The organism is Corynebacterium sp. AOP12-C2-36, assembly GCF_052379185.1.
Classification (GTDB): domain Bacteria; phylum Actinomycetota; class Actinomycetes; order Mycobacteriales; family Mycobacteriaceae; genus Corynebacterium.
Genome location: NZ_JBQSYJ010000009.1, coordinates 144,417 through 168,989 on the forward strand (window position 1 = coordinate 144,417; position 24,573 = coordinate 168,989).

Below are 24,573 nucleotides of genomic sequence, written 5' to 3' on the forward strand. Positions count from 1 at the left end.
TTTCACGTGAAACCTTTCGCTGTCAGCTCTCCTTCGGGAGCTTCAGCAGTTCCGTGATGCGGGAGAAGTCCTCCTCGTCGCCGAACTCGACGACGATCTTTCCCTTCTTCGCACCCATCTGCACGGTGACCCGTGTGTCCAGCGCGTCTGCAGCGGAGGAGGCCCACTGCGTGACCGCCTGAGGCTGCTCCCGCGGCGCGCGGGCGGTTTTCGGGGCCACCTCGTCCCCACGGTTCAGCAGGACGACGGCTTCCTCGGTGGCACGCACGCTGAGCCCCTCGGCGATGATGCGCTCGGCGAGGCGGTCCTGGGCCTCGTGACCTGCCTTGACGCCGAGGAGCGCCCGGGCGTGGCCCGCGCTCAGCACGCCGGCGGCAACCTTTCGCTGGGCACCGACGGGGAGCTGCAGGAGGCGGATCATGTTCGTGATGAGCGGACGGGAGCGCCCCAGCCGCCGGGCGAGCTCCGCCTGGGTCACATCGAACTCCTCCAGCAGCTGCTGGTAGGCGTTCGCCTCCTCCAAGGGATTCAGCTGCACCCGGTGGATATTCTCCAGCAGGGCATCGCGGAGCATGTCCTGGTCGTCGGTCTCCCGGACGATGGCGGGGATGACCTCAAGACCGGCGAGCTTGGACGCACGCAGACGACGCTCGCCCATGATCAACTCATAGGAGGACTTCCCGAGCGGACGGACGACGACCGGCTGGAGGAGGCCGAACTCCTTGATCGAGTGAACGAGTTCGTTGAGGGGCTCCTCCTCGAAGTTCTCTCGCGGGTTCTTCTGGTTCCGCGTGATCGAGTTGAGGGGCAGTTCCTGATAGGTCGCGCCGACGCTCTCGACACTTTCCTGGGGGGTCTCTGCGCCCTTACTCGACCCTTCGGCCTTTACGTCACTGTGACGCTGATCCGCGGGACCGTTCGGACGCTGTCTGGCTGGACCGAGGATCACGTCCGCCGCACCGGCACCGAGGCGCGGCTTCGACGGACTGGTGGGGATGAGGGCGGCGAGACCACGGCCGAGGCCACCTCGTTGGGTCTCGGTCTGGGGGAGCTGGGGGAGGGTCGGCTTCTTCTCTGACATCAGTTGTTGCTTCCTGTCCGGAATTCAGGTGCCACACCGATCGGGGCGGTCTCGGGGAGGGGGAGGTAATCGCCACGTTTCGCGAACTCCACGGCGCCATCGAAGTAGGCCAATGCCCCACGGGAGCCCGGATCGTACTGGAGGACGGTCTTGCCGTAGCCCGGAGCCTCGGAGACCTTCACGCTGCGGGGAATCTGGTTGTCCAAGACAGCGCTGCCGAAGTGGTTGCGCACCTCTCCGGCAACCTGCTCCGAGAGCTTCGTGCGTGCGTCGTACATGGTGAGCAGGACGGCGGACACGTGGATCTCCGGGTTCAGGTGCTCCCTGATCATGGAGATGTTGTTGAGCAGCTGCCCGACACCTTCCAGGGCGTAGTACTCGCACTGGATGGGGATCAGGACCTCGGACACCGTGTTCATCGCATTGATGGTCAGCAGGCCGAGCGACGGCGGACAGTCGATGAAGACGTAGTCGTATCCCTGGCTCGCCAGGTAGTCGGAGCTGAGCGCGTCGCTGAGACGGTATTCCCGTCGAACCATGGAGACCAGTTCAATCTCCGCGCCGGCGAGGTCGATCGTGGCCGGGATGCAGAAGAGGTTCTCGTTCTCCGAATTCTGCTGGGTCACTTCGGAAGCCGACTTCTCGCCGATGAGCAATTCATAGCTGGAGGGTGTGCCCATCCGGTGCTCCGCCCCGCAGGCCGTGGACGAGTTCCCCTGGGGGTCGAGGTCGACCACGAGAACCTTCATCCCGTGCAGCGCCAGAGCCCATGCAAGGTTCACTGCCGAGGTGGTTTTGCCGACGCCGCCCTTCTGGTTCGCGATCGTGATCCGCCGCGTCCGAGGCGGGCGGGGGAGGGACAGTCGCTCCGGGTTCTGGATTCGCGCAGCGCGACGTGCCGCGTCGGCGATAGGGGTGTCATCCCATTCGGGAGGAATCATGTACTTCCTTTGCATGACGGAGTGGGCGGTGCGGCGGAGCGGGTTTCACGTGAAACACTGTGCGGATCACCCTGCACAGTCAGTTTAGTCTCCCCGGGTCCGTGTAACAACGGAGGTTTCACGTGAAACCCCGGGGTGAATCACATCGTTGTGATTCAGCGTAGGCGTTCGACGGCCACCACGAAAGTGGGGTTCCCCAGAGCCTCGGAACCGACCTCCAGGACCTCTCCAGGCGATCCTCCAGCCCGTGTGAGGTCCTTGGCGTCCCGTACGAGCTCCTCGCCCGCAGAGGAGCCCTTCAGGGCCTTCACGTGACCTCCCACGCGCGCCAACGGCAGCGACCAGTTGATCAGTCGGCCGACCGGCGCCACCGCGCGGGAGGTGACGACATCGGCGCCACCGACGGCCTTGCGGATATCCTTCTCCTCAGCGCGTCCGCGGAAGACCTCGACGTTCTCCAGTCCGAGCGCGTCAACGACCTCGTTCAGGAAGGTCACCCGACGCAGAAGAGGTTCGACGAGCTGCACCCGCAGATCGGGCCGCGCGATCGCCAGGGGGATACCCGGCAGCCCCGCCCCGGAGCCGACGTCGACGACACGCTGACCGTTGTCGATGACCTCCGCGAGAACGGCACTGTTGAGGATGTGGCGGTCCCAGAGCCGTCCGACCTCACGCGGGCCGATGAGGCCGCGGACGACACCTGCATCGCCCAGCCAGCCGGCGTAGTCGACGGCGAGGCCGAGGCGGTCACCGAAGACCGCCTCCGCCTCCGGGGGAGGGGAGGGGACGTCACTGGACGGGAGTTTCTCATCTGACTGGCTCACACCCCCAGTGTAGCGAGCGCCCGGACATGAAAAAGACCCCGCACCCTCGAGGAGGGAGCGGGGCCGGGCGGGGCGGGAACTAGTTCCCGTCGCGCTTCTTCTGGTTCTTCGGCTTGGCGCCGGGCTTGGGGGCGGTGGAGCGCTTCGCCTCGATCTTGGCGGCCTTCTCCTCCTCCTCTTCGCGGTCCATCTTGTTGAACACGAGACGCTGCTGGACGTACATCCAGGTGGTGTTCGCGGCCATGTACACGGCGAGACCGACCTGCCAGAGGAAGCCACCGGCGAACATCATCACCGGCATGACCCAGAGCATGAGCTTCTGCATCATCATCATCTGGTTCTGCATCATGTCTTCCTGCGCAGTCGCGTTCTTCTTCTTCGGCTGCGCAGCCTGACGCTTCTTCTGCCGGTCCATCGACATGCGGGCGTTGAAGTGCATGAGCACCGAGGCGATGAGCATCAGCGGGAGCACCACGATGACGATGTTCCACTGGGCGAAGTCCACGTTTCCGTCATCGGAGAACGCACCGTAGGAGTCCTTCTCCATGGTGATGAACGCGGAGAGCGGGGTACCGAAGAGACGGGCGTCCAGGAAGGACTGGACCTCGTCCACACCGAAGAAGTAGTTCGGGGTGTTCCTCGTCTGCTCGATCGTCATGGCGTCGCCCTGGCCCATGCCGCTGCCGGTGCGGTTGAAGGACCGCAGCACGTGGAACAGACCGATGAAGATCGGGATCTGCACCAGCATCGGCAGGCAGCTCGCCAGCGGGTTGACGCCCATCTCCTTCTGGAGCTTGCGCATCTCCAGGGCCTGCGTCTGCTGGTCCTTGGCGTACTTCTTCCGGATCTCCTGCATCCGGGGCTGCATCTCCTGCATCTTGCGACTGGAGCGTAGCTGCTTGATCGTGGGTCGGACGAGGAGGCCGCGGATCGTGACGACCAGGAAGATGATCGCCAGGGCCCAGGACAGGCCGGAGTCGGGACTCAGTACAAAGCCGAAGACTTTGTGCCAGAACCACAACACCGCCGAGATGGGGTAGTAGATGAAGTCAAGCACTTGTGGTGCAATCTCCTTGTTGTAGGGGGACGGTCACCTGCGTGGCCGTGACCGGAGCGGGGGAACCGGATCCCAGCCGCCGGGGTGCCAGGGACCGCATTTGGCGAGGCGGGCAACGCTGAGCAAAAAACCCTTCACCACGCCATGACGAGAAAAGGCTATCAGCGAGTAGGCGCTGCACGACGGCTCAAAACGGCAGGACGGTCCCAGTTTAAGGGGTGAAACATGGTTCTGGTAACCCAGAACGAACCGGCGCAACGTCCGTGCCCGCCCACGGGACACGTCCCAGGCGTCAGTCGGTGAGGCGTCGGAGTGCTCGTCGCACATCAGAAGCCAACTCCGCGGACGTGGCGTCCCCCGAGGCGGGCAGCGCCCGGATCACCAGTGTGTGCCACGGCTCCAGGGGGACGTCCCCGAGCAGGTCGGCGGTGACGTGCCGGAGCCGGCGCGACACGGCGTGCCGCGTGACGGCGTTGCCGACGGCCTTGGAGACCACGAGGCCCATCCGGGGACCGCCGGTCACCACCTGGTCCGTCCGGGCATACAAATAAACCACCACCGTGCGGGATCCCTTCTTCCGACCTCGACGGACGGTCTCACCGAAGAGTGAGGTCGACCGGAGCCGGTGTTCCGGGGGAAGCACGGTGGTGGTTCGTGTGTCGCGACGCGTTACGCGGTGACGCTGTCACGGCCCTTACGACGACGGGCCGACACGATAGCGCGGCCGGCGCGGGTGCTCATGCGGGCACGGAAACCGTGCTTACGCGAACGACGACGGTTGTTGGGCTGGAAAGTACGCTTGCCCTTGGCCACGGTACTCACTCCTTCTTTGTTCAACGCCGCGGTCGGCCGGGTTCGGTCCGCTCCGCGAACCGGGCCCGGCCCATCCACCGCGACTGCGGTCTGGTGGGTCGGAAGACCGGACAGGATCATGTGATCCCGGGCCATCCATCCGTTCTATGACGGGGGTGAGTGCCAGAGACGCCGGAATCCGGGTTCAGTGACACTCGAAGACGGTGACGAGCCTACGTGCTCGGCCCGGTAAATCAAAATCCCGGTCCATCACAGGCGTGTCATTCAACCTCCGGCCCGGTGCAGGTCAAGCTCCCAAACAACGGACACGCACATCGAACGGCGCCGCGCAAGGTGCACAAGGTTGTCCACAGGAGAACTGCCAGGTCGCTGTGAATCCTTGCAGTTCACGGGGAGGGGCTGTGGACAACTTTATCCACCCCCGAACCCTCGACTGTAGATTTACCCCTGTTCCCGCAGGTCAACGCGATCTGTGTACACATGTTGGGGTTGTCCACAGCACTGCAGTAACCTGTTGACAACTAGCAGGACAGAGTTATCCACAGGTGTGTACAACGCTGTGGATACGCAGGCCACCGCCACTACGGTGTTGTGCACATGAACGTCAGATTCCTGCGTATGAACACGAAGCGAACTCCGAGACCCGACCCACCCGCCGAAAGGTGACCCGCCATGCCCGATGCTGTGGACTTCAAGGAGGTCTGGGGCTCACTCCTCGACAGGTGGATCAACGCCGACGAGGACTCCGCAGAATTCCCGCGTTTGAGCTCCCGGTCGCGTAGTCTGCTGCGCCAACTCAGCCCCGTGATCGTGGTCGACGGCATCGCCGTGCTGAAGACCCCGTCGAAGTGGGCGCGCACCGAGACCGAGAACAACCTCTCCGGTCTGATCTGCGACGTCCTGGAGGAGGAGCTCGGACACAGCGTCTCGTTGTCCCTCAGTGTCGACGAGTCCGTCACGGAGGCCGAGGCCACGCCCACGCCAGCACCGGCGCCGGCACCCGAGCCGTCCCCCGAGCGTCAGCGACAGCACTGGGAGGACCTCACCGGCGGCGGCTACCAGCAGCGACAGGTCCCCGCGCGCAAGGAGACGGTGCCGGAGGCACCGAAGAAGGCGCAGGACGACGCCACCGAGAACCGGCTGAACCCCCAGTACACCTTCGACACCTTCGTCACCGGGTCGTCCAACCAGTTCGCCAACGCCGCCTGCCGCGCGGTCGCCGAGAAACCCGCCTACGCCTACAACCCGCTGTTCATCTGGGGGGAGTCCGGCCTGGGGAAGACCCACCTGCTCCACGCCATCGGCCACTACGCCCGGGAACTGCGCCACGGGATGAAGGTGCGGTACATCTCCAGTGAGGAGATGACGAACGAGTTCGTCAACGCCCTGCGTGACGGCCGGGGTGAGCAGTTCAAGCGCCACTACCGCAACCTCGACATGCTGATCGTGGACGACATCCAGTTCCTCCAGGGCAAGGAGAGCACCCAGGAGGAGTTCTTCCACACCTTCAACGCTCTGCAGCAGAACCACCGGCAGATCGTGCTGTCCTCCGACCGCCCGCCGAAACAGTTGACCACGCTGGAGGACCGCCTGCGCACCCGCTTCGAGGGCGGGCTGATCACCGACGTGCAGACCCCTGACCTGGAGACCCGCATGGCGATCCTCTCCAAGAAGGCGCAGATGGAGGGGACCTATCTGCCGGACGACGTCCTGGAGCTCATCGCCAGCCGGTACGAGACCTCCATCCGCGAGCTCGAGGGCGCGATGATCCGCGTCACCGCCTACTGCTCACTCAGCAAGGAGCCGGTGACCCGCCAGGCCGCCGAGATCGCGCTGCGCGACATCATGCCGGACCCCAAGGACGTGGAGATCACCCCACAGATCATCATCGAGGTGATCACCGGGTACTTCGACGTGACCGTCGACGAAATGGTGGGTAAAGGCAAGGTGCGCCGCCTGGTCACCGCGCGCCAGTTCGCCATGTACCTGTGCCGTGAGCTCACGGAGCTCTCGCTGCCCCAGATCGGCAAGGTCTTCGGTGGCCGTGACCACACCACGGCGATGTACGCGGAGCGCAAGATCCGTAAGTCCATCCAGGAGGACCGCAAGACCTTCCAGCAGATCCAGGAGCTCACCCAGCGCATCAAGTCCCGCGCGAGGCAGTAGTACACAGCTCCGTCGGCCCGTCACCAGCCGGGGACGGAAGTTGTGCACAGTTTCCACAGCCTTGTCCACAGCAGTGTAATTACAGTCTTGTAATTCAGTGACCTTGATCACATTCGTGGTCCCGCGGGCGTTTTCGGGAGTCCCTCCACCTGCGGTTACTTTCCGCGACCTGGGACTTACACTCTTATCATTTCGCAGGTCAGAGAGCCATCCTTGAAACGACGTCTCCGCAAATCCCCAGGTCGCTCCTGTGGATAACCGCCGCAGGGCGGGGGAGTGGCGGTGCGGCCAGTGTGGACAACTCACACCCACGGAAAGTTATCCACAACCACCCACAGTTATCCACAGATTCATCCACCGGCTGTGAACAACTTACAACAATGTCGTCCACGGCCCCGACCAGCGCTCGACCGCCCCGCCGGCCGTTCCTCCACAGTCTGCACAGCCCCTACTGCTTCTACCGGTTCCATCCATGGTGAATCCAAAGAAGAAATAACCGGTGTGCACAAACCTCACCGACCGGTCCGCCGGGACTCCGGCGGAGGAGGTGTGCACCGGTACCGTCCGACCTCGGTGTCGGCTAGGGTTACGACCTAGATTCACCAAGCTCCCGCATCAGCGAAAGGATCCCAGGCGTGGACCACCCGTCCGTCAGTTTCACCGTGTCCAAGGACGACTTCTCCTCGGCACTGGCCTGGGTCGCTCGCACCTTGCCGAGCAAGGCCTCACAGCCGATCCTCCGGGGCGTGCTCATCGAGGCCACCGACGACGGCCTCCAGCTCTCCGGCTTCGACCGTGAGGTCTCCACCAAGGTCCGCGTCTCGGCGGACGTCTCCGAGCCCGGCAAGGTCCTCGTCGCCGGACGTCTGGCGTCCAACATCATCGGCGCCCTCCCGGACAAGCCCGTCCGCCTGGACTACGACGGCACCAAGGTCCTGGTCAACTGCGGCAGCTCGCACTTCGAGCTCCCCGCCATGACCATCGACGACTACCCCGTCCTCCCTGACTTCCCGCAGGTCGCCGGATCCCTGGACCCGCACCTGTTCACCGAGGTCATCAGCCAGGTCGCCATCGCCTCCAGCCGGGACGACACCCTGCCCATGCTGACCGGTATTCGGATGGAGATCGACGGCGAGCACCTGGTCCTCGCCGCCACCGACCGCTTCCGCTTCGCCGTGCGCACCCTGGACTGGGTCCCGGCCCGGGCCGACATCTCCGCAGAGCTGCTCATCCCGGCACGCACCCTCGCCGAGACCGCACGTTCACTGGACTCCACCGGCGAGCCCGTCGAGATCGCCCTGGACCAGGAGGGTGGCCGCCTGCTGGGCATCTCCACCTCGGACCGCAAGACCACCACCCGGCTCATCGACTCCGACTTCCCGAAGTTCCGGTCGCTGTTCCCGAAGACCCACACCTCCCTGGCCAGCGTGGAGATCGCGCCGCTGCTGGACGCCATCCGCCGCGTCTCCCTGGTCACCGACGGCAACTCCCCGGTGAAGATGGACTTCGAGGAAGGCACCCTCACCCTGTCCGCCGGCGGCAGCGACCTGGGTGTCGCCAAGGAACAGCTGCCCTGCGCCTTCGCCGGCGAGCCCCTGGTCATTGCCTTCCACCCCGGGTACCTGAAGGACGGCCTCGGCTCGGTGCACACCGACCGGGTGGTCTTCGGCTTCAACCAGGCGTCCCGTTCCGCCGTGCTCGTCCCCGAGCCGGACGAGCTGCCGGAGGCCTCCGCCGACGGAACCTTCCCCACCCCGGAGAGCTCCTTCACCTACCTGCTGATGCCTGTCCGCCTGCCGGGCTGACCGGATGTACATCCGCTCGCTCCACCTGGGTGACTTCCGGTCGTGGCGCCAGCTCGACCTGGAGCTGACCCCCGGGGTCACCGTCTTCACCGGCCCCAACGGCAACGGCAAGACCAACATCGTCGAGGCCGTCGGCTACCTCGCCCACCAGGGCTCCCACCGCGTCAGCTCGGACGCCGCCCTCGTCCGCGAGGGGTGCGACTCCGCCCGTCTGTCGGCCACCGCGGTGAACCACGGACGCGAACTCACCGCCCACCTCGTCCTCAACGCCCGTGGGGCGAACCAGGCGGCGGTGAACCGGACGCAGGTCAAGAACCAGCGGGGCATCGCCGGCATCGTGCGGACCACGTTGTTCGCCCCCGAGGACCTCGCCCTGGTGCGAGGGGAACCCGAGCAGCGCCGCGCCTTCCTCGACCAGACCATGGTCGCGCGCTACCCGCGCCTCGCCGGCGTCCGCACGGACTACGACAAGGCGCTCAAGCAGCGCAACGCGCTGCTGCGCCACGGCGTCGACTCCGACACCCTGCCCACCCTCGACGTGTGGGACGCACGCCTGGCCGCCGAGGGCGGCCAGATCATGTCGGCCCGCGCGCAGCTCGTCCACGACCTGGAACCGCACGTGCGCGAGACCTACGCGCGTCTCGCACCCGGGTCGCGTCCTGCGCTCATCTCCTACGCCACCAGCGTCGACCTCGGTGAGCCGGGCAGTCCGCAACTGCTCGACCCGGACGTCGCGGAAGCCGTCCTGCTGGAGGGCTTCGCCCGACGACGCGACGCGGAGATCGAACGCGGCACCACACTGACCGGCCCGCACCGCGACGACCTCACCCTCGTGCTCGGCACGCAACCGGCGAAGGGCTTCGCCAGCCACGGCGAGTCCTGGTCCTTCGCGCTCACCCTGCGCCTCGCCGCGCACCGCATGCACCGCGCCGACGGGACGGAACCCGTCGTGATCCTCGACGACGTCTTCGCCGAACTCGACCGCCACCGCCGGGCCGCCCTCGTAGACCTCGCCGCCGAGGCCGAGCAGGTGCTCATCACCGCGGCGGTGGGGGACGACATCCCCGCCGACCTGCGCTCGGTCGCCGCGGTGCACACCGTCGTCGCCCACGACACCGACGACGGCCGGGTCTCGGAGCTCGACGGTGAGTGAGCAGGGTACCGGAGACGAGTCCGGGCCCGAGCGTGACCCCGTCGCCGAGCGCATGGAGATGCTGCGCGCCGCGGCAGGACGCCCCGGGCGTCCTGTCCGGCGCAAGGGGCGTCGTCCCCGCACGATGAAGACCCGCTACGACGGACGCCTCGACCGCAGTTACCGCGACCCTGGCGAGTTCAGCGAACTGGTGCAGCGCGAGATCAAGCGCAACGGCTGGGGACGCAACTTCGCCGCAGGGTCGTTGCGCAGCGCCTGGCCCGAGATCGTCGGTGAGAACATCGGCCGGCACACCCACGTGGTGATGTACAACGAGAAGAAGCGTCAGCTGCACGTGGAGAGCGACTCCACGGCCTGGGCCACGAACCTGCGGCTGATGCAGTCGACGATCCTGAAGACCATCGCGGCACGCATCGGGCCGGACGTCGTCGCGGAGCTCAAGATCTACGGGCCGAAGGCCCCGAGCTGGCGTCACGGGCCGCTGCACGTGAAGGGACGCGGCCCCCGGGACACCTACGGCTGAGCCATTTCACCTGGTACAATGTGGGGGTTAACCCATTTGCCGAGAAGGAGCTGAAGCGACTGTGGCCGAGGCCGATAACATCCCCGCCGAGAACACCCCCGCCAACGGAGAGTACGGCGCGGACTCCATCACCATCCTCGAGGGCCTGGAGGCTGTCCGCAAGCGCCCCGGCATGTACATCGGCTCCACCGGTGAGCGAGGGCTGCACCACCTGATCTGGGAGGTCGTGGACAACTCCGTGGACGAGGCCATGGCCGGCTTCGCCACCCACGTCGAGGTCATCCTCCACGACGACGGCTCCGTGGAGGTCACGGACAACGGCCGCGGCATCCCCGTGGAGATGCACCCCACCGGGCGTCCCACCGTCCAGGTCGTGATGACCGAGCTCCACGCCGGCGGTAAGTTCGACTCCCAGGCCTACGCGGTCTCCGGCGGTCTGCACGGTGTGGGCATCTCCGTGGTCAACGCCCTGTCGACCCGTGTCGAGACCCAGATCACGCGCGACGGCGTCATGTGGCGCCAGGTGTTCGACCACGCCGTCCCCGAGGAACTGGAGCAGGTCAAGAAGGCCCGCGGCACCGGTACCCGGCAGCGTTTCTGGGCCGACCCGGACATCTTCGAGACCACCGACTACAACTTCGAGACGGTCTCGCGTCGACTCCAGGAGATGGCCTTCCTGAACAAGGGCCTGACCATCACGCTCACCGACGAGCGGGTCAAGGTCATCGAGCAGGACGTGGAGGCCGAGGTCGCCGCGGAGTCCGTGGAGGACGCCGCCGCACCGAAGCCGGACGAGGACAACCGTCCCGTCCCCAAGGAGCGCAAGAAGGTCTTCCACTACCCGGACGGCCTCAAGGACTACGTCACGCACCTCAACCGGACGAAGACCGCGATCCACCCCTCCATCGTCGGCTTCGACGCCGAGGGCGAGGACCACGAGGTCGAGATCGCGATGCAGTGGAACTCCGGCTACTCCCAGTCGGTCCACACCTTCGCCAACACCATCAACACCATCGAGGGAGGCACCCACGAGGAGGGCTTCCGCGCCGCGCTGACGTACCTGATGAACAAGTACGCCCGCGACCACAAGCTGCTCAAGGAGAAGGACACCAAGCTCTCCGGCGACGACTGCCGTGAGGGCCTCGCCGCGGTGATCTCCGTGCGTGTCGGCGACCCGCAGTTCGAGGGCCAGACCAAGACGAAGCTCGGCAACACCGAGATCAAGAGCTTCGTGCAGAAGATGGTCAACGAGCACGTCTCCGGCTGGTTCGACGCGAACCCGGCCGAGGCGAAGGCCATCATCAACAAGGCCGTCTCCTCCGCCCAGGCCCGCGACGCCGCACGTAAGGCCCGCGACCTGGTGCGCCGCAAGTCCGCCACCGACGTCGGCGGACTGCCCGGCAAGCTGGCCGACTGCCGGTCCAAGGACCCGGTGAAGTCCGAGCTCTACATCGTGGAGGGCGACTCCGCCGGCGGCTCGGCGAAGTCCGGCCGCGACTCGATGTACCAGGCGATCCTCCCGTTGCGCGGCAAGATCCTCAACGTGGAGAAGGCACGCCTGGACAAGGTGCTGAAGAACAACGAGGTCCAGGCGATCATCACCGCCCTGGGCACCGGTATCCACGACGAGTTCGACATCACGAAGTTGCGCTACCACAAGATCGTCCTGATGGCCGACGCCGACGTGGACGGCCAGCACATCGCCACGCTGCTGCTCACCCTGCTCTTCCGCTTCATGCGCCCGCTCGTCGAGGAGGGCCACGTGTACCTCGCGCAGCCGCCGCTGTACAAGCTGAAGTGGGGCAAGGGCGAGCCCGGCTTCGCCTTCTCCGACGCCGAGCGCGACGGGCAGCTGCAGGAGGGCCTGGCCAACGGCCGCAAGATCAACAAGGACGACGGCATCCAGCGCTACAAGGGCCTCGGCGAGATGAACGCCAAGGAGCTGTGGGAGACCACCATGGACCCCACCGACCGCATCCTGAAGAAGGTCACCCTGGAGGACGCCGCCAGCGCCGACGAGACCTTCAGCATCCTCATGGGCGACGACGTCGTCGCCCGCCGCAGCTTCATCACCCGCAACGCCAAGGACGTCCGGTTCCTCGATGTCTGACGTCGCGATGCCCGACGGCAGCACCTCCCCGGTGCGGCTGTTCCCCGGTGCAGACCGAGCCCTGGTCATGGTCTGGCCGGGTCTCGGCATGGGTGCACGCTACTACCGCCCCATCGCCGAGGACCTGGCGGCACGCGGATTCCCCGTCGCCGTCGGCGAGCTGCGCGGCCAGGGTGACAGCACCGCCCATGCGAGCCGGACGGCGAGCTGGGGCTACCACGACATGGCGTCCGGCGACTACCCGCGGACGATCCGCGCGGCGAAGGAGGCGCTCGGCCTGCCGGTCGAGCACCCCACCGTCCTGCTGACGCACTCGATGGGCGGACAGATCGGATCGCTGTTCCTGGCCCGCCCGGAGGCCCGCGAACTCAACGTGACCGGCATGTTCGGTGTCGGCAGCGGTTCGCCGTACTACCGGACGTTCGACAATCCCGAGCGCTCACGCCTGCACTTCGGCGGCTACCTCATGGAGGGCGTCAGCCGCCTGCTCGGCTACTGGCCGGACGGACGCCTCGACGTCACGAACTACGGTCGCCAGTCCGGCGTCCACATCGGGGAGTGGGCCCGGTTCGGGCGGAGCAACCAGCTGCGCGACCTGCGTGGCGCCGACCTGGACTACATGGCGGCGATGCGCACCGTGGACGTCCCCGTGCTGCTCACCCGCTACCGCGACGACACGTACTGCACCCTCGCGTCCTGCGAGGCGCTGGCGGAGCTGCTTCCGGCGCAGGTGGAGGAGTTCCCCGGCACGCTCGGGCACAACCGGTGGGCGCGGGAGCCGCATGACGTCGCCGAGCGCCTCGAGCGCTTCGTCGCTGCGCTCTAGGCGCTCTGGGCGGCCAGCGGGTCCTGCCACAGGCGGTGCAGGGCGGTGACCGCGGCGGCGCGCGAGAGGATGCCGTCGCCGGCGCGCTGGATGCTGAGCTGGCGTCCCGTCCCGCGCAGCCCCTCGGCGATGATGCGCACGGTGCCCGGGTCGGCGGTGAACGTCTCTCCGGCGAAGACCACGGTGGACGGGTCGACCACGTCGACGGCCAGTGAGATGATCCGGGAGAGCAGCGTGGCGCGTTCGTCCAGGATCTCCCGGCCCACGGGGTTGCGTTCGGCCAGCGCGACCAGGTCGGGCACCGTGGAGACGTTCAGGCCGCGCCGCCGGGCGACGTCCAGCACCGCTGTCGACCCCAACGGGTGCCCGTGGCGGTCAGAGAAACTGCCGGACGCGGCGATGTCGTTGAACGCCGACGGCGCCGAGCCCGTGTACGGCTGGTGCACGGCACTGCCCACGATCCACGCGTGTCCGACGAGCTCGCGGGCGTAGACGTACAACGTGGAGGCCAGGGGGTCGCGGCTGAGGGCGAGGGGGGAACTGCTGAGCTCGGAGCCGGCCATCGCGCCGACACCGGTGGACACTGCGACGGGGATGTCGGTGTCGAGCTGCGCGACGGGGTCGACGTCCTGCCAGCCGTAGGACGGTGAGGTGATGCGTCCGGCGTAGTCCACGTGGGCGGAGAAGGCGATGCCGAGGCTGACCGGGGTGGGGAAGTCCCGCCCCAGTGTCATCAGGGCGTGGTGCACGGCCTCCATGGCGTCCTCCGGGCTGAGTTCGGCGACCGGGAGCCGCAGCGTCCGCTTGCGGAGGGGACGGCCCACGCCGTCGACGGCGACCAGCTGAGTGCTGCGCAGGCCCACGTGGGCGCCGAGCGCGGTGAGGTCGCGCCCGTCGGGCTGCAGCGTGGAGCCGGGACGTCCGACTCCGCCGCCGCTGGTGGGGGAGACCTGTTCGACCAGCCCGGCGTCGATGAGGGCGCTGACGTGGCGTGTGACCGTGGGCTGCGACATGCCGAGGTCCGCGTGGAGGCGTCCACGGGTGATTCCCGGGGACGTGCGGATCTGGTGGAGGCACTTCGCCGGGCCGGTGGCAGGGGCGGTGAAGTGCGCAGTCGGGGAGAGTTGGACGGTGGTCATGGCATTCAGCGTAATTCAGATCACGCTGAAAAGACAGACCGATCGGTCTATTAATTCGTGCTGAGCAAAACGTTCGCCGTGGCTGCAGACAGGATGGTCTACTCAGCGGTCATGACACAGAACATCACACTGCACTGGTTTCTGCCGACCTCGGGCGATTCCCGGAACATCGTGGGTGGCGGGCACGGTGCCGGCCCGGAACGCGGCGAGCGACCCGCCGACCTGGAGTACCTCTCCGAGGTGGCTCACGCTGCCGAGCGCAACGGCTTCGAGTCCGTGCTCACCCCGACCGGTCGGTGGTGCCAGGACGCCTGGGTGACTACCGCGGCCCTGTTGGCCACCACCAGCCGTCTGAAGTTCCTCGTGGCCATCCGACCGGGCCTCATCGGGCCCTCGCTCACTGCGCACCAGGCCGCGACCTACCAGGAGCTGTCCGGTGGACGCCTGCTGCTCAACGTGGTGGTCGGGGGAGAGGACTCCGAACAACGCGCCTTCGGCGACTACACCACCAAGGCGGAGCGCTACGGCATCGCCGACGAGACCCTCGCCGTCGCCGACCACCTCTGGACGTCCGATGAACCGTTGACGTTTCACGGGAAACATCTCAGTGTGGACGACGCGGCACTGAAGCAGCGTCCCGAGGTGGTACCGCCCGTCTACTTCGGCGGGTCCTCACCCGAGGGGATCGAGGTGGCGGCGAAACGTTCGGACGTCTACCTCACCTGGGGCGAACCACCGGAGCAGGTGGGCGAGAAGTTGGAGCGCGTCCGTGAACGGGCCTCCGCCCACGGGCGGACGCTGAAGTACGGTGTGCGCCTCCATGTGATCGCCCGGCCGACCGCCGAGGAGGCGTGGTCGGTGGCTCAGCGACTCTTCGACTCCCTGGATCCGGAACGTGTGCGTACCGCACAGGAGGGACTCGCGACCTCACAGTCCGAGGGGCAGCGGCGCATGAGTGAGCTCCATGGCCGCGGCGCAGACTTCGCCCCGGGGCAGGACGCCCGGACGTTGGAGGTCTCCCCGAACCTGTGGGCGGGGATCGGTCTGGTGCGTGGCGGGGCCGGCACGGCACTCGTCGGTTCCTACGAGGAGATCGCCGAGCGGATCGACGACTACCGCGCCGTCGGTGTGTCCCACTTCGTCCTCTCCGGGGTTCCGCATCTCGAGGAGGCCTATCAGGTGGGGGAGGGGGTCGTCCCCGCCATCCGGGCCCGAGGCGTCACTGTGACGAATTTCGATGCATGAGGAGGTTACCTCTCCATCTCCTGACATTCGCCGGAGTTCTCGCCGTCTGGTGGCTTATCGCACGTTTCACGGGAATCGACCCGGTCCTGCTGCCCGGCCCCGACGACGTTGCCCGGCAACTCGTCGACACGAACTTATGCACAAGCACCTGTGGAGTTCAGGACTACTTCCTCTGGCAGCATCTCCTCGCCACCTTGCAACGTATCGCGGTGGGCCTCACCGCCGGAATCGTCGTTGGTGTCCTGCTGGGATGGTGGCTCGGTTCCAATGCGACGGTTCGCAGTGTCGTGGAGCCGTACCTCTCCTTCCTCCGGGCGCTGCCGCCACTGGGTTACATCGGTCTGCTGATCGTGTGGTTCGGGATCGGCGACCAGTCGAAGGTGATCCTCCTCTTCCTCGCGGCATTCCCGACCGTGGCCGTCGCCACCCTGCTCGGCGTCACCGGTGTGCGCCAGGACTGGATCCGTGCGGCGACGTCGCTGGGCGCTTCCCGGGTGCAGGTGTTCCGCACCGTGCTGCTGCCGGCCGCCCTCCCGGAGATCATCAGCGGCTCCCGCGTGGCCGCCGGACTGTGTTGGTCCGCCATCGTCGCTGCGGAGATGAACGACGGTATTCCCGGCATCGGCGGGCTCGCCTACATCTCGGGCACCCAGCTCGACACCTCTCTGACGATCGCCTGCATCATCGTCATCGGTGTCGCGGCACTGATCGTGGACAAACTACTCCTGGCCGTCGAAGCCCGGTACTCACCCTGGAGGACAAAACAGTGACCATCCGCAGAACGGCCGCGCTGTGCGCGGCGGTCCTCCTCACGTCCGTGGCCGGATGTGTGGGCCCGCCGGCGAGCGAATGGGAGGACAGGGGAGAGGACGCGACGTGTCCCGTGAAACCTTCCGAGGCCTCCGGGTCGGTCCGCGTCGGCTACCTCGGCGGTCCGGCCACGGACCTCTACACGGAGGCGACGGGTCTCGCCGAGGCGTGCCTGCCGAACGCGGAGATCGACTGGACACGCTATCCGACGGGTCAGGACATCGTCCAGGGCTTCGCGGCCGGTTCAGTGGACCTCGCCGCACTGGGTTCGACTCCCACCACGAAGGCGCTCAGTGAACCGCTCGATCTGGACGTGTCGGTGGTCCAGGCGAACTCGGTGATCGGAACGACCGAGGCTCTGGTGGCGAAGGACGCCAGCTCGATCAAGGACCTGAAGGGTGCCCGCATCGCCGTACCCTTCTCGTCGACGGCGCACTACTCGCTCCTCAACGCTCTCATCGACGCCGGACTCGACCCGTCCCGGGACGTGGAGATCACCAACATCTCCCCGGACAAGCTGCCCGCAGCGTGGAAGTCCGACCGGATCGACGCCGCCTACTTGTGGGATCCGACCTTGCAGGAGTTGAAGGACGGCACCGGTGGAACGACCCCCGGTACGGTGCTCACTGACTCCGAGGAGCAGGCGGCGGCGGGCCATGCGACCTACAACGTGTCCCTGGCGTCCAACCCGTGGTCCGAGGCGAATCCGGAGCTCTTGTCGACATGGCTGGAACTGGAGTCCTGGATCGCCGACCGGACCGGGGAGCTGGATGACTTCGTGTCGGTGAACGCCACCGCGTCCGGGATGGACGAGGAGGCGGCGGAGCTCCAGGTGGACGGTCAGCGGTTCATCCGCGGGGACGAGCAGAGTGAATACCTCGGCGACGTCGCCGAGGCCTTGCATTCCACCGCGCAGTTCCTCGTGGAGCAGGGCGACATACCGAGTGCGAAGCAGGACTACTCCGACGTGGTCCGCACAGACCTGTGGGAGGACGGCAAATGATCGAGTTGAAGAGTGTCGGTGAGATCTACCGGACGCAGAGTGGGGGAGAGGTCGAGGCGCTGAGTGACATCTCGCTGCGCTTCGAGGACGGCGAGATCGTCTGCCTCGTGGGGCCGTCCGGCTGCGGGAAGTCGACGTTGCTGCGACTGCTGGCTGGCTTCCTGGAGCCGAGTTCCGGGCTGGTGGAGGTCGACGGGAGCAAGATCGGTGGACCGGGCACGGAGAGGGGAGTGGTCTTCCAGCAGCCGACGTTGTTCCCGTGGTACTCCGTGCGGGAGAACACGAGGCTGGCCCACCGGTACTCAGGAAGTGAGGAGCAGTCCGCGCGTGCCGATGAGTTGCTCGCACTCGTCGGTCTCGAGGATGCCGCCGATCGTCTGCCTCATGAACTGTCCGGTGGCATGCAGCAGCGAGCCCAGATTGCGCGGGTTCTGGCGGCTGGACCGGAGCATGTGTTGATGGATGAGCCTTTCGGCGCACTGGATCCCTTCACCCGCGAGCAGTTGCAGGCTGAGCTACTGCGTGTGTGGGCCACGGCGTTTCCCTCCGTCGTCTTCGTGACGCACAGTGTCGAGGAGGCGCTCTTGTTGGGCCATCGGGTGATCGTGATGGCGGGAGGTCCGGGCAGGGTGTTGGAGGAAGTCGCGGTCCCTGAATCGCTGCGGGTGGATGTGGACGCAGATGTTCCACGTGAAACCATCCAGGCACGCCTTCGGGAACTGTCGACGAATCCGGAGATCGTGGATCTTCGCCGCCAGGTCACCGAGCTCATATCCTCGGTCAGTCAGATCTGATTCTCAGGACCGGTCCGCCGGCGGTGGTGGTGTAGTGGTCGTTGGCCGGGCCGATCCAGTGGATGGTGACCCCGTCGTCCTCGGTGGAGCACGACCACCGTCTCTGCGTCTTCAACTTGTGGTGGTGGCGGCAGAGTAGCTGGCCCTTCGCCACGGAGGTGGGACCGTTGCTCGTGGGGTCCGTGTGCGGACTGTTCTCGATGTGGTCGAACTGGCACTGGGATGCGGGCACCGTGCAGTTGGGGAAGCGGCAGTGCGAATCCCGCCCCATGATCGCCGCCTTGTGTTTCACGGGAAACGTGTAGGCCTCCACCGGGTCGAGGGTTCCGGTCAGGAGTCGGGGGGAGTACGCCCGGGACTCCAGCATCCCGGCCGCCGCGGTGGACACCCAGCCGACTCCGGGGATGAATCCGGGGCCGTAGCCGGTGTGGTCGTCCTGGGTCAGACGGTAGAGGTTTACCGTCACAGTGATGTTATTCGCCCCGTCTCCGAGTGCTTCGAGAATGACCTTGGCACGGCATGCTGACAGGGTTTCCCGGACGTCCGGGATCTCGGTGGTCTCCTTCAGGTCCTGGAGTATCTTCCAGCCGGCGTTGTTGACGGCGTCCCATACGCGGGTGGCGGTCGCCTTGCTGCCGCAGTCGAGCACGATGCGGTTGTCCCGCCGGAAGACGCGGGCCTGGCCGGTCTCGAACTCCTCGGTCTCGGTGACGAGATCGGAGTCCAGGGCGAGAATCACCTCCTCGACGAGATCCCCGAGGGCCTCAAGTGGGACGGGGGAGGGGTAGGTGATGCCGTCGATCCACTCGACTACCGCGCACTCGACGGCGAGGTCCAGTGCCCGGCGTACCGGCTCAGCCTCCCGGGACGGGAGGTGGCGGAGATGGCGGTTGATGATCAACCACACGAGATCCAGGTGTTCGAGGCTGAGCCGGCCGTCCTCACCGGCGATGGTGAAGAGATCAGGCATACGAACCGCCCGTTCGCCAGAGTGAACGAAACGACGTGCTTCACCGCGACCCCGTCCCCGGCGGGCCAGTGCGGTACTGTGGCGTTGGTCGGCGGCGACGGTGGACAGGTGGGCGACTAGGGTCATCTCGGCCCTGTTGATGGGATACACCAGTAGTTCAGCGTCCGTCGGCATCTCCACCAGGTCAACTGCCATGGTCCCCACCCCTTGTCCCGAACTGCGATCCGGAGGTATTTTCCTTTGTTGGTGAACACTCTACTTGACCCCATGGACACGGTCAACAGTGTGTTCGAATAAGCTTCCAGCGGGGCAGAAGTGGGGGTACCCGCAATATAGACCGCTCGGTCTGCATAATATTCATGGTGTGACCTGCGCAAATGACTTCCAGGTGCATTGCGGCCCTTGCGTTTTTGCAGACAGACTGGTCTACTGGTCACCATGATCACAGCACCCACGGACACCGTGTCCGCACCCCGTCTTCCCCTGGCCGTCCTGGCAGCAGAGGTCAACGGCACCATGATGTGCGTGGTCATCGACTCCTACTTCGACGAGAGCCTGGCCCCCGGACTCGTCTCCGTGCGCATCCCCTCTGACGACCTCACCTGGCGCCAGCTGCGCACCGCCCCCCGTCTGGGCATCTCCGTGCTCAACCCGCTGCAGACCATCGGAGTGGCGAACATCGCCCACTCACTGTCCTCGGAGGATGGTGCGGGCGTCGTCGACGGCGCGGCGGTGCACCTCACCGCCCGGCTCTACCAGGAGTTCGACGCCGGCGACCACACCGTCGCCCTCATGCACGTCACGGGACGTCGTACCGGTGACATCGCACCGGAACAGCGCGACTACCTGTTCGCCGCCGCCTGAGCCTCGTCCGTCTCGATCTCCTCGGTGAACTCCCGCTTGCTCGCCTGCCACTCGTCCTCGACCATTCCGAGACGCCAGTAGCCGGAGATCGAGACGTCCGACTTCGGGACACCGCTGTCCACGAACAGGTGACGGCGCAGGTCACGGATCATCTCCGCCACCCCGTGGATGAACCACCGGGTCTCGCCGGACGGTACACCCGCCGCGACGACGGCGCGGACCAGTTCCGTGCCGTGCGTCGCGCCGTCGCGCTCGACCCAGTGGATCGTCGTCCCCGGGTGCGACGGGGCGGGCAGGTGCGCGTCGGCGTCCGACACCTCGACCCACGCCTCCGCCGTGACGTCCTGCGGCAACGCCTCGATACCGGCGAAGATCGCCGGGGCGGCGGCTTCGTCGCCGGCGAAGACGACGTGCTCCCCCTCGGGGTGCCACGCGCCGCCGGGGCCCATGAACCCGATGCCGTCGCCCGGACGGGCGGCGTCCGCCCACGGTCCGGCCAGGCCTGAGTCACCGTGGGAGACGAAGTCGATGTCCACGGTCTGTGCCCCGGCGTCCCAGGAACGCAGCGTGTACGTCCGCGTCACCGGCCACTCCTCCCGCGGCAGCTCCTCGCGTACCTGCGCCGGGTCGAACGGCCAGCTGTAGGACGCCCCCTCCGGCGGGAAGAGCAGCTTCACGTAATGGTCGGTGTGCTCCAGGTCGGCGTAGGGCAGGGAGTCGCACGCGAGCGTGACGCGCACCATGTCGCGGGAAATCCGGGAGGAACCGGTCACGGTGGCGGAGTGAACGGGACGGGCGGGACGGGGCATGGACAGGCTTTCCTTCTACTGCGGTGTCGGTGGTCGCCGACCATGGTACGCACCTGACCCGGATATGGGTCATGAGGTGGTAAGATTGCCAGGTCTATACCTAGTCTTCTGGAAGGGATCGCACCGAAGTGAGCGACGACAACTACGGCGGCGGCGAGACGCTGTTCGACCGCATCACCCCCATTGACCTCAATGAGGAGATGCGGAACAGCTACATCGACTACGCCATGAGCGTCATCGTCGGCCGTGCGCTGCCCGAGGTCCGGGACGGGCTGAAGCCCGTCCACCGCCGCGTCCTGTACGCGATGTACGACTCCGGCTTCCGCCCGGACCGCAGCTACGTCAAGTCCGCGAAGCCGGTCGCCGAGACGATGGGTAACTACCACCCCCACGGCGACACCGCCATCTACGACACCCTCGTGCGTATGGCGCAGCCCTGGTCGATGCGTTACCCGCTGGTCGACGGGCAGGGCAACTTCGGTTCCCGCGGCAACGACGGCCCCGCCGCCATGCGTTACACCGAGTGCCGGCTGACCCCGCTGGCGCTGGAGATGGTCCGCGACATCCGCGAGAACACCGTCGACTTCTCCCCGAACTACGACGGCAAGACGACCGAGCCGGACGTCCTGCCGTCGCGCGTGCCCAACCTGCTCATGAACGGTTCCGGCGGCATTGCCGTCGGCATGGCGACGAACATCCCGCCGCACAACCTCAACGAGCTCGCCGAGGCCGTCTTCTGGCTGCTGGAGAACTTCGAGGCGGACGAGCAGACCGCGTTGGACGCCTGCATGGAGCGCGTCAAGGGCCCGGACTTCCCGACCGCGGGCATGATCGTCGGCGACACCGGCATCAAGGACGCCTACACCACCGGACGTGGCTCGATCCGCATGCGCGGCAAGACCACCATCGAGGAGGAGGGCAACCGGCAGATCATCGTCATCACCGAGCTGCCCTACCAGGTCAACCCGGACAACCTCGTCGCCTCGATCGCCGAGCAGGTCCGCGACGGCAAGATCGCCGGCATCGCCAAGATCGACGACGAGTCGTCCGACCGCGTGGGCATGCGCATCGTCGTCACCCTGAAGCGCGACTCCGTGCCGCGCGTGGTGCTGAACAACCTGTACAAGCACTCGCAGCTGCAGACCAGCTTCGGCGCCAACATGCTCTCCATCGTCGAGGGCGTGCCGCGCACGCTGCGCCTGGACCAGATGCTGCGCTACTACGTGAAGCACCAGATCGAGGTCATCGTCCGGCGCACCCAGCACCGGCTCGACGAGGCAGAGAAGCGGGCCCACATCCTGCGCGGCCTGGCCAAGGCGCTGGACGCGTTGGACGAGGTCATCGCGCTGATCCGTCGCTCCCAGACCGTCGACATCGCCCGCGAGGGCCTGCGCGACCTGCTCGACATCGACGACGTGCAGGCGGACGCCATCCTGGCGATGCAGCTGCGCCGTCTGGCCGCCCTGGAGCGCCAGAAGATCATCGACGAGCTCGCCGAGATCGAGGAGACCATCGCGGACCTCAAGGACATCCTGGCGTCCCCCGACCGTCAGCGCACCATCGTGCACGACGAGCTGGCCGAGATCGTGGAGAAGTTCGGCGACGAGCGCCGCACCGAGATCGTCGGCGCCACCGGCGACGTCTCCGAGGAGGACCTCATCGCCCGGGAGAACGTGGTCGTCACGATCACCTCCACCGGCTACGCCAAGCGCACGAAGGTGGACTCCTACCGCTCGCAGCGCCGCGGCGGCAAGGGCGTGCGCGGAGCCGAGCTGAAGCAGGACGACATCGTCCGGCACTTCTTCGTGTGCTCCACCCACGACATCATCCTGTTCCTCACCAACTACGGACGGGTCTACCGGCTCAAGGCCTACGAGCTGCCCGAGGCCAGCCGTACCGCACGCGGCCAGCACGTGGCGAACCTGCTGGAGTTCCAGCCGGGTGAGCAGATCGCCCAGGTCATCCAGATCCAGTCCTTCGAGGACGCCCCCTACCTGGTGCTCGCCACGCAGCAGGGCCGCGTGAAGAAGTCGCACCTCACCGACTACGACACCGCCCGCTCCGGCGGCCTGATCGCCATCAACCTCAACGAGGGCGACAAGCTCATCGGTGCGCGCCTGTGCACCGGGGAGGACGACCTGCTGCTGGTCTCCGAGGAGGGCCAGGCGCTGCGCTTCACCGCAGACGACGACACGCTGCGTCCCATGGGACGTGCCACCGCCGGCGTGAAGGGCATGCGTTTCAAGGGTGACGACCAGCTCCTGGCGCTCACCGTCGCCGACGACAACTCCTACCTCCTGGTCGCCACGTCCGGTGGCTACGGCAAGCGCACCGCGGTGGAGGAGTACCCCGTGAAGGGGCGCGGCACCCTGGGCGTGATGACGTTCAAGTACGACCCGAAGCGCGGCAAGCTCATCGGCGCGGTGACGGTGGGCCTCGACGACGAGGTCTTCGCCATCACCTCCGCCGGCGGGGTGATCCGTACCCCGGTGAAGCAGATCCGCAGCTCCTCGCGCGCCACGATGGGTGTGCGTCTGGTCGACCTGGCCAAGGGTGTGGAACTGCTCGCCATCGACCGCAACGTCGAGGACGAGGGTGAGGAAGCGGTCAACCAGACGGCGGAGAAGTCATGAGGGCCTCGCTCCGGGAGATCGCGCCGCTGAGCGCGCTGAAGATCGGTGCGGTCCTCAGCGCGTGCGTGTTCGCCGCCTGGATGGTCGCCGCAGCCCTGATCTACATCTTCCTGGGCCTCGGCGGTGTGTGGGACCGGATGAACAACCTGCTGGCCGACCTCATCGGGGCGGACCGTATCTCCGCCGGCCTGTACTTCGGTGTGGCCGCCGGTGTGGGGCTGCTGGAGTTCGTCGTGGTGACGCTCTTCGCCCCCGTCACGGCGTTGCTCTACAATGCGGCGACCGGGCTCGTGGGCGGGTTGCGCGTGACGATCGAGCCGGAGTCGGTGAACGAGCCGCAGGACGTTGAAAACGTAGCCTGACCACACGGTTTGTGTGTTCAGGGCTGTGTGGGTAAAGTTCTGTCTCGTTCGAGGGCCTATAGCTCAGGCGGTTAGAGCGCTTCGCTGATAACGAAGAGGTCGGAGGTTCAAGTCCTCCTAGGCCCACCAGTAAGACCCCTCGGGGCTGTAGCTCAATTGGTAGAGCATCTGCTTTGCAAGCAGAAGGTCAGGGGTTCGATTCCCCTCAGCTCCACAAGTTAAGCTCCAGGTCAGACCCTCATTCCGATTCTTCGGGGTGAGGGTCTTTCTTTGTCTGGTCCGCTTTCAGTCCGCTATTGATCAGCGCATCCATCTTCACGGCTACTGAGTCGAGGTCGTCATCGAATAGGCCTGTGTACACGCGGAGGGTGAAGGCGGCGTTGGAGTGGCCGAGCATGCGTTGTACGGCTGGTGGTGTGGCACCGGAGGATAGGGCGAGGGATGCGGCTGTGTGCCTGAGGTCGTGGAGGGTGAGGTTGGGGAAGTCGGGGTTGGTGGCGTGTAGTTGTTTCACGGCGGGGCGGAAGGTGCGCCTGCCGTAGTTGCTGTGGCGGATGGGTTTCAGCTCCAGGGAGCGGAACACTAGTTCACTGAGGGGGCGGCCTTGCAGGAGGGGGTGTAGGTGTTCGTCGAGGGCGGTGGGGT

24 protein-coding genes and 2 tRNA genes are annotated in these 24,573 nt (G+C 66.4%); 15 read left to right on the forward strand and 11 right to left on the reverse strand.

Going from position 1 to position 24,573, the window contains the following annotated elements; all coding sequences use genetic code 11:
• Positions 1-22 precede the first annotated feature (22 nt).
• From ACT3UN_RS09730 to rpmH, 7 genes are all read right to left on the reverse strand, one after another.
• Entirely contained in the window at positions 23-1,081 is a 1,059-nt protein-coding gene (locus tag ACT3UN_RS09730; RefSeq protein WP_441578829.1) for a ParB/RepB/Spo0J family partition protein, read from the reverse strand.
• Positions 1,081-2,022, reverse strand: a complete 942-nt coding sequence (locus ACT3UN_RS09735) for a ParA family protein (protein WP_301442200.1) — start codon at positions 2,020-2,022, stop codon at positions 1,081-1,083. Before ACT3UN_RS09735 ends, ACT3UN_RS09730 begins: the two co-directional genes overlap by 1 nt.
• Before the next feature lie 155 nt (positions 2,023-2,177).
• On the reverse strand, positions 2,178-2,846 hold the full coding sequence (rsmG, locus tag ACT3UN_RS09740; RefSeq protein ID WP_301442199.1) for a 16S rRNA (guanine(527)-N(7))-methyltransferase RsmG: 669 nt from the start codon (positions 2,844-2,846) through the stop codon (positions 2,178-2,180).
• Positions 2,847-2,925: 79 nt separating this feature from the next.
• The gene (gene yidC, locus ACT3UN_RS09745; protein ID WP_301442198.1) at positions 2,926-3,903 is read right to left on the reverse strand and encodes a membrane protein insertase YidC; all 978 of its coding nucleotides are present in this window, start codon (positions 3,901-3,903) and stop codon (positions 2,926-2,928) included.
• A 33-nt stretch (positions 3,904-3,936) separates the two neighbouring features.
• Positions 3,937-4,230 (reverse strand): membrane protein insertion efficiency factor YidD, encoded by a 294-nt coding sequence (yidD, locus tag ACT3UN_RS09750; RefSeq protein ID WP_301442197.1) that lies wholly within the window; start codon positions 4,228-4,230, stop codon positions 3,937-3,939.
• Positions 4,196-4,546, reverse strand: coding sequence for a ribonuclease P protein component (gene rnpA / locus ACT3UN_RS09755; protein WP_301442196.1), 351 nt, complete (start codon positions 4,544-4,546; stop codon positions 4,196-4,198). Before rnpA ends, yidD begins: the two co-directional genes overlap by 35 nt.
• Positions 4,547-4,572: 26 nt before the next feature.
• Positions 4,573-4,716: a 50S ribosomal protein L34 gene (rpmH, locus tag ACT3UN_RS09760; protein WP_075811958.1), complete on the reverse strand. Its 144-nt coding sequence runs from the start codon at positions 4,714-4,716 to the stop codon at positions 4,573-4,575.
• 672 nt (positions 4,717-5,388) lie between these two features.
• Here rpmH and dnaA point away from each other — a divergent pair.
• The 6 genes from dnaA to ACT3UN_RS09790 all read left to right on the forward strand — a co-directional run bounded on the left by dnaA (position 5,389) and on the right by ACT3UN_RS09790 (position 13,299).
• Positions 5,389-6,882, forward strand: a complete 1,494-nt coding sequence (gene dnaA / locus ACT3UN_RS09765; RefSeq protein WP_301442195.1) for a chromosomal replication initiator protein DnaA — start codon at positions 5,389-5,391, stop codon at positions 6,880-6,882.
• A 635-nt stretch (positions 6,883-7,517) separates the two neighbouring features.
• A complete protein-coding gene (gene dnaN / locus ACT3UN_RS09770; protein ID WP_301442194.1) occupies positions 7,518-8,687 on the forward strand; it encodes a DNA polymerase III subunit beta in 1,170 nt (389 codons plus the stop codon).
• Positions 8,688-8,691: 4 nt separating this feature from the next.
• Positions 8,692-9,840: a DNA replication/repair protein RecF gene (gene recF / locus ACT3UN_RS09775; protein ID WP_444656954.1), complete on the forward strand. Its 1,149-nt coding sequence runs from the start codon at positions 8,692-8,694 to the stop codon at positions 9,838-9,840.
• A gap of 52 nt (positions 9,841-9,892) precedes the next feature.
• Positions 9,893-10,363, forward strand: coding sequence for a DciA family protein (locus ACT3UN_RS09780; protein ID WP_301442201.1), 471 nt, complete (start codon positions 9,893-9,895; stop codon positions 10,361-10,363).
• 61 nt (positions 10,364-10,424) lie between these two features.
• Positions 10,425-12,473, forward strand: a complete 2,049-nt coding sequence (gene gyrB, locus ACT3UN_RS09785; RefSeq protein ID WP_301442192.1) for a DNA topoisomerase (ATP-hydrolyzing) subunit B — start codon at positions 10,425-10,427, stop codon at positions 12,471-12,473.
• Complete coding sequence (locus tag ACT3UN_RS09790) at positions 12,466-13,299, forward strand: alpha/beta fold hydrolase (protein WP_444656955.1); 834 nt, start codon at positions 12,466-12,468, stop codon at positions 13,297-13,299. Before gyrB ends, ACT3UN_RS09790 begins: the two co-directional genes overlap by 8 nt.
• Here ACT3UN_RS09790 and ACT3UN_RS09795 read toward each other — a convergent pair.
• Positions 13,296-14,438, reverse strand: coding sequence for an ArsR family transcriptional regulator (locus ACT3UN_RS09795; protein ID WP_441582616.1), 1,143 nt, complete (start codon positions 14,436-14,438; stop codon positions 13,296-13,298). The two genes, ACT3UN_RS09790 and ACT3UN_RS09795, sit on opposite strands and share 4 nt — an antisense overlap.
• A 111-nt stretch (positions 14,439-14,549) precedes the next feature.
• Between ACT3UN_RS09795 and ACT3UN_RS09800 the strand changes: the two genes are divergently transcribed.
• The 4 genes from ACT3UN_RS09800 (at position 14,550) to ACT3UN_RS09815 (ending at position 18,290) form a co-directional block, all read left to right on the forward strand.
• Positions 14,550-15,683 (forward strand): LLM class flavin-dependent oxidoreductase, encoded by a 1,134-nt coding sequence (locus ACT3UN_RS09800; RefSeq protein ID WP_444656956.1) that lies wholly within the window; start codon positions 14,550-14,552, stop codon positions 15,681-15,683.
• Positions 15,680-16,453: an ABC transporter permease gene (locus tag ACT3UN_RS09805; RefSeq protein ID WP_301442188.1), complete on the forward strand. Its 774-nt coding sequence runs from the start codon at positions 15,680-15,682 to the stop codon at positions 16,451-16,453. Before ACT3UN_RS09800 ends, ACT3UN_RS09805 begins: the two co-directional genes overlap by 4 nt.
• A 113-nt stretch (positions 16,454-16,566) precedes the next feature.
• Complete coding sequence (locus ACT3UN_RS09810) at positions 16,567-17,496, forward strand: taurine ABC transporter substrate-binding protein (RefSeq protein WP_444656957.1); 930 nt, start codon at positions 16,567-16,569, stop codon at positions 17,494-17,496.
• Positions 17,493-18,290 (forward strand): ABC transporter ATP-binding protein, encoded by a 798-nt coding sequence (locus ACT3UN_RS09815; protein ID WP_444656958.1) that lies wholly within the window; start codon positions 17,493-17,495, stop codon positions 18,288-18,290. The genes ACT3UN_RS09810 and ACT3UN_RS09815 overlap by 4 nt, the downstream gene beginning before the upstream one ends.
• On the opposite strand, the gene ACT3UN_RS09820 is transcribed toward ACT3UN_RS09815, so the two are convergent.
• Entirely contained in the window at positions 18,277-19,455 is a 1,179-nt protein-coding gene (locus tag ACT3UN_RS09820; RefSeq protein ID WP_444656959.1) for an HNH endonuclease signature motif containing protein, read from the reverse strand. The genes ACT3UN_RS09815 and ACT3UN_RS09820 overlap by 14 nt on opposite strands.
• Positions 19,456-19,698: 243 nt before the next feature.
• Between ACT3UN_RS09820 and ACT3UN_RS09825 the strand changes: the two genes are divergently transcribed.
• Positions 19,699-20,124: a flavin reductase gene (locus ACT3UN_RS09825; RefSeq protein WP_301442184.1), complete on the forward strand. Its 426-nt coding sequence runs from the start codon at positions 19,699-19,701 to the stop codon at positions 20,122-20,124.
• Here the strand turns inward: ACT3UN_RS09825 and ACT3UN_RS09830 are convergent.
• Positions 20,103-20,933, reverse strand: a complete 831-nt coding sequence (locus tag ACT3UN_RS09830) for a siderophore-interacting protein (RefSeq protein WP_444656960.1) — start codon at positions 20,931-20,933, stop codon at positions 20,103-20,105. The two genes, ACT3UN_RS09825 and ACT3UN_RS09830, sit on opposite strands and share 22 nt — an antisense overlap.
• A gap of 128 nt (positions 20,934-21,061) precedes the next feature.
• Here ACT3UN_RS09830 and gyrA point away from each other — a divergent pair, with 128 nt between their 5' ends.
• The 4 genes from gyrA (at position 21,062) to ACT3UN_RS09850 (ending at position 24,142) form a co-directional block, all read left to right on the forward strand.
• Entirely contained in the window at positions 21,062-23,566 is a 2,505-nt protein-coding gene (gene gyrA / locus ACT3UN_RS09835) for a DNA gyrase subunit A (protein WP_441588238.1), read from the forward strand.
• Entirely contained in the window at positions 23,563-23,928 is a 366-nt protein-coding gene (locus tag ACT3UN_RS09840; RefSeq protein ID WP_441588239.1) for a DUF3566 domain-containing protein, read from the forward strand. The genes gyrA and ACT3UN_RS09840 overlap by 4 nt, the downstream gene beginning before the upstream one ends.
• A gap of 52 nt (positions 23,929-23,980) precedes the next feature.
• Positions 23,981-24,057 (forward strand) — tRNA-Ile (locus ACT3UN_RS09845).
• Between the two features lie 12 nt (positions 24,058-24,069).
• Positions 24,070-24,142: transfer RNA gene (locus ACT3UN_RS09850), tRNA-Ala, on the forward strand.
• A 24-nt stretch (positions 24,143-24,166) separates the two neighbouring features.
• Here ACT3UN_RS09850 and ACT3UN_RS09855 read toward each other — a convergent pair.
• Positions 24,167-24,573 (reverse strand): tyrosine-type recombinase/integrase (locus tag ACT3UN_RS09855; RefSeq protein ID WP_444656961.1); only part of this gene is annotated, 407 nt, incomplete at its 5' end.